Genomic DNA, 3,483 nt, shown 5'->3' with positions numbered 1-3,483 from the left:
CCCCGCACCCTCGGGGCCGCGCTGCGCCCCCTGGCCGATCCCCGCACCGATATCGGCACCCTGGCCGCCCCCATCGCCGATGCCGACGAGGCCGCGCGCGATTCGGTGGTCAAGGTCGCCTGCGCCTTCGCCGACGACGATCCGCACGGCATCGCCCGCGCGCTGTATTTCTCCCGCGCGGCAATTCCCTGGGGCACGGGCCCGCTCTGGCACCATGTCGGCATCTACGCCTATCGCCGCGCGGCCCTGGCCCGTTTCGTCGGCCTGCCGGAATCCGCGCTGGAACGGCGGGAGAAGCTGGAACAGCTCAGGGCGCTCGAAGCCGGCATGACGATCGGATGCTGCCGCATCGACCACGCGCCGTCCGGCGTCGACACGCCGGACGACCTGGCCCGCGCACGCCGCGCGCTGACACAGGAAGGGCAGCGGGGAGGGGAGGCATGACCATGTCCGCGCCAAACGCGCCCACCCACGGCATCATCGCCTTCCAGGGGCGGCCCGGGGCCTATTCCGACCTGGCCTGCCGCCAGGCCCGCCCGGGCTGGGCCACCCTGCCATGCGCGACCTTCGCCGAGGCCATCGCGGCGGTCCATGACGGCCGGGCCGACCAGGCGATGCTGGCATGCGAGAACAGCCTGGCCGGCCGGGTGCCCGACATCCACGCGCTGCTGCCCCAGGCCGGGCTGCACATCGTGGGCGAGCATTTCCAGCGGGTGGAACATTGCCTGATGGGCGTTCCCGGCAGCACGCTGGCCACCGCCCGCCGCATCCATACCCACCCCGTCGCCATGGCCCAGATCCGCGGCATCATCGACGAACTGGGCCTGACCCCGGTCGTCGAATTCGACACGGCCGGCTCGGCCGAACTGGTGGCCCAATGGGGCAACCCCGAGGACGTGGCCGTCGCCTCGTCGCTCGCCGCCGAACTGAACGGCCTGGTCATCCTGCGCCGGAATGTCGAGGACGCGTCCCACAACACCACGCGCTTCTACATCGCCTCGCGTGACGCCGCCCGCCCCCCGGCGGGCCAGCCCGACACGATCACCACCGTCCTCTTCCGCGTCCGCAACACCGCCGGCGCGCTGTACAAGGTGCTGGGCGGCTTCGCCACCGCCGGCGTCAACATGACCCGTCTCGAAAGCTACATGCTCGACGGCTCGTTCGCCGCAACCCAGTTCCTGATGGACGTCGAAGGCCACCCCAACGACCCGGCGCTGTCCCGCGCCCTCGCCGAACTCGCCTTCTTCTCCGAAAACGCATCGATCCTGGGCGTCTATCCCGCCGCCCCCTTCCGTCGGGACGTCCCTCAGAACACGGACGTCGGACAGACGGGCGCCAAACAGGCGGACAAACGATAGGGGGCAGGGCCTCCACGGACGCAAACGGCCCGCATCGGGCCTTTCGCAACCGATCGAGAGTTGTCTTGCCCCCGCACCCCGCATTAACAGAGGCATGAACGGACCGGCGCCCCGTGGCCCCTGGACCCGCCCCAAGGCAGCGCCCATTCTCAAAGACTGCGAGATTCAAGTGGAAACGACCATGTTCAAGGGCTCCATCACCGCCCTGATTACGCCGATGGACACCGACGGATCGCTGGATTTTCCGGCATTCGGGCGACTGATCGACTGGCAGGTGACCGAGGGCAGCTCGGGCGTGGTCCCGATGGGCACGACGGGCGAAAGTCCGACCCTCAGCCATGACGAGCATGCCCGTGTCGTCGCATTCACCGTCCAGACGGTCGCCGGCCGCATCCCCGTCATCGCCGGCGCCGGCTCCAACAGCACGGCCGAGGCCGTCGCCATGGCCCGCCATGCCAAGACCGCCGGCGCCGACGCGGTCCTGGTGGTCGCGCCCTATTACAACAAGCCGACGCAGGAAGGACTCTACCGTCATTTCATGGCGGTCGCGGACGCCACCGACCTGCCGCTGTTCATCTACAACATTCCCGGCCGCTCGGTCGTCGATATCTCGGTCGAAACCATGGCCCGCATGGCGCGACACGCGCACATCGTGGGGGTGAAGGACGCCACCGCCAACCTGCTGCGCCCGCTGCAGGTCCGTCGCGCCATCCGCCACAAGCCCTTCATCCAGCTTTCCGGCGAAGACGGGACCGCCGTGTCCTTCCTGGCAGCCGGCGGCACGGGCTGCATCAGCGTCACCGCCAACGTCGCCCCGCGCCTGTGCGCCGAAATGCACCGCGCCTGGCAGGACGGCCGCGTGGCCGACGCCATGGCGATCCAGGACCGGCTGTCGGCGCTGCACGACGCGCTGTTCTGCGAAAGCAACCCCGGACCTGTGAAATACGCCGCCAGCCTGCTGGGCCTGGCCGGCGAGACCTGCCGCCTGCCGCTGGCCCCGCTGTCCGACGAATCCCGCGCCCGGGTGCGCGATGCCCTAGCCCTCGCGGGATTGCTGAACTAACCCATGGCCGAGAAGAAAAAGAGCGGCATGATCTCGACCGGGATCGCGGCACAGAACCGCAAGGGCCGCTTCAACTACACGATCGTCGAGACGATCGAGGCCGGGCTGGTCCTGAAGGGCCCCGAGGTCAAGAGCCTGCGCCTCGGCCGCGCCACCATCAACGAAGCCTATGCCGGCGACCGTAACGGCGAGATCTGGCTGTTCAACAGCTATATCCCCGAATATCAGGGCGGCGTCCTGTCGCGCTTCGATACCCGCGCGCCGCGCAAGCTGCTGCTGCACCGCAAGCAGGTGGACAAGCTGCTGGGCGCCGTGGCGCGCGACGGCGTCACCCTGGTGCCCCTGGATATTCACTTCAACGCCCGCGGCGTCGCAAAAGTCACGCTGGGCATCGGCGAGGGACGCAAGAAGGCCGACAAACGCCAGGCCATCGCCGATCGCGACTGGCAGCGCGACAAGGCCCGGCTGATGCGCAACAAGGGCAGGGATTAGTGTCCTGCCCGAGAAATTCTTATGAGAATTTCTCGGACCAGCAGGCCACTAAAATATTGATTCTAGTGTCCTTTCGATTCCGAAATTCGCTTGCGAATTTCGGAATCAGGACGCTAGAGCATCATCCGACCGGACGGGCGCATCCGGTCGGATAAAGATGCTCGCTAAAACAATGAGCTAGAGCCATATCCGTGAACCGGTGTGAACGGATATGGCTCTAGACCCGCCATTCCCGAAACGAGACCCAAAATAAAACGGGGCCGCCCGAAGGCGACCCCGTCATCCTGTCCGGCATCCGCCGAAGCAGTCAGTCGACGCTGATCGACGCGGCCTCGGGGCCCTTCTGGCCCTGGACGACCTGCACATTGGCCGTCTGGCCTTCCGTCAGGCCGGTCAGGCCCGAACGTTCCAGCGCCGAGGCATGGACGAAGATGTCCTTGCCGCCGCTTTCCGGCGTGATGAAGCCAAAGCCCTTGGTCGCATTGTACCACTTGACCACGCCGCGCATTTCCTGCGCATGCGACAGGTCGGGGGCAGGGCGCGACGGGCGGCCGCCAAAGCCGCCGGGGG

At 67.6% G+C, this 3,483-nt stretch carries 5 protein-coding genes; 4 read left to right on the top strand and 1 reads right to left on the bottom strand.

The annotated features are described in order from the left end of the window. The 4 genes from HUK84_RS12845 to smpB form a co-directional block, all read left to right on the top strand. On the top strand, positions 1-444 hold a 444-nt coding region (locus HUK84_RS12845), incomplete at its 5' end, for a cytidylyltransferase domain-containing protein (protein ID WP_374729337.1). A 2-nt stretch (positions 445-446) separates the two neighbouring features. Then, positions 447-1,358, top strand: coding sequence for a prephenate dehydratase (locus tag HUK84_RS12840; protein ID WP_176640647.1), 912 nt, complete (start codon positions 447-449; stop codon positions 1,356-1,358). A 181-nt stretch (positions 1,359-1,539) separates the two neighbouring features. Next, positions 1,540-2,421: a 4-hydroxy-tetrahydrodipicolinate synthase gene (gene dapA / locus HUK84_RS12835; protein WP_218064361.1), complete on the top strand. Its 882-nt coding sequence runs from the start codon at positions 1,540-1,542 to the stop codon at positions 2,419-2,421. Between the two features lie 3 nt (positions 2,422-2,424). Next, positions 2,425-2,913 (top strand): SsrA-binding protein SmpB, encoded by a 489-nt coding sequence (gene smpB, locus HUK84_RS12830; RefSeq protein ID WP_176640644.1) that lies wholly within the window; start codon positions 2,425-2,427, stop codon positions 2,911-2,913. A gap of 307 nt (positions 2,914-3,220) precedes the next feature. Here smpB and HUK84_RS12825 read toward each other — a convergent pair. Beyond that, the coding region (locus HUK84_RS12825; RefSeq protein ID WP_281362808.1) for a cold-shock protein at positions 3,221-3,483 on the bottom strand (263 nt) is incomplete at its 5' end.

This window comes from Nguyenibacter vanlangensis (assembly GCF_013376155.1).
GTDB lineage: Bacteria > Pseudomonadota > Alphaproteobacteria > Acetobacterales > Acetobacteraceae > Gluconacetobacter > Gluconacetobacter vanlangensis.
The sequence above is the reverse complement of the archived record's forward strand: the minus strand, read 5'-3'. Positions and strand labels throughout refer to the sequence as shown.

Bases quoted from the DNA above. Each gene is read 5' to 3' on its own strand.
- HUK84_RS12840 (WP_176640647.1), top strand. From the start codon at position 447: ATGTCCGCGCCAAACGCGCCCACCCACGGCATCATCGCCTTCCAGGGG.
- smpB (WP_176640644.1), top strand. From the start codon at position 2,425: ATGGCCGAGAAGAAAAAGAGCGGCATGATCTCGACCGGGATCGCGGCA.
- dapA (WP_218064361.1), top strand. From the start codon at position 1,540: ATGTTCAAGGGCTCCATCACCGCCCTGATTACGCCGATGGACACCGAC.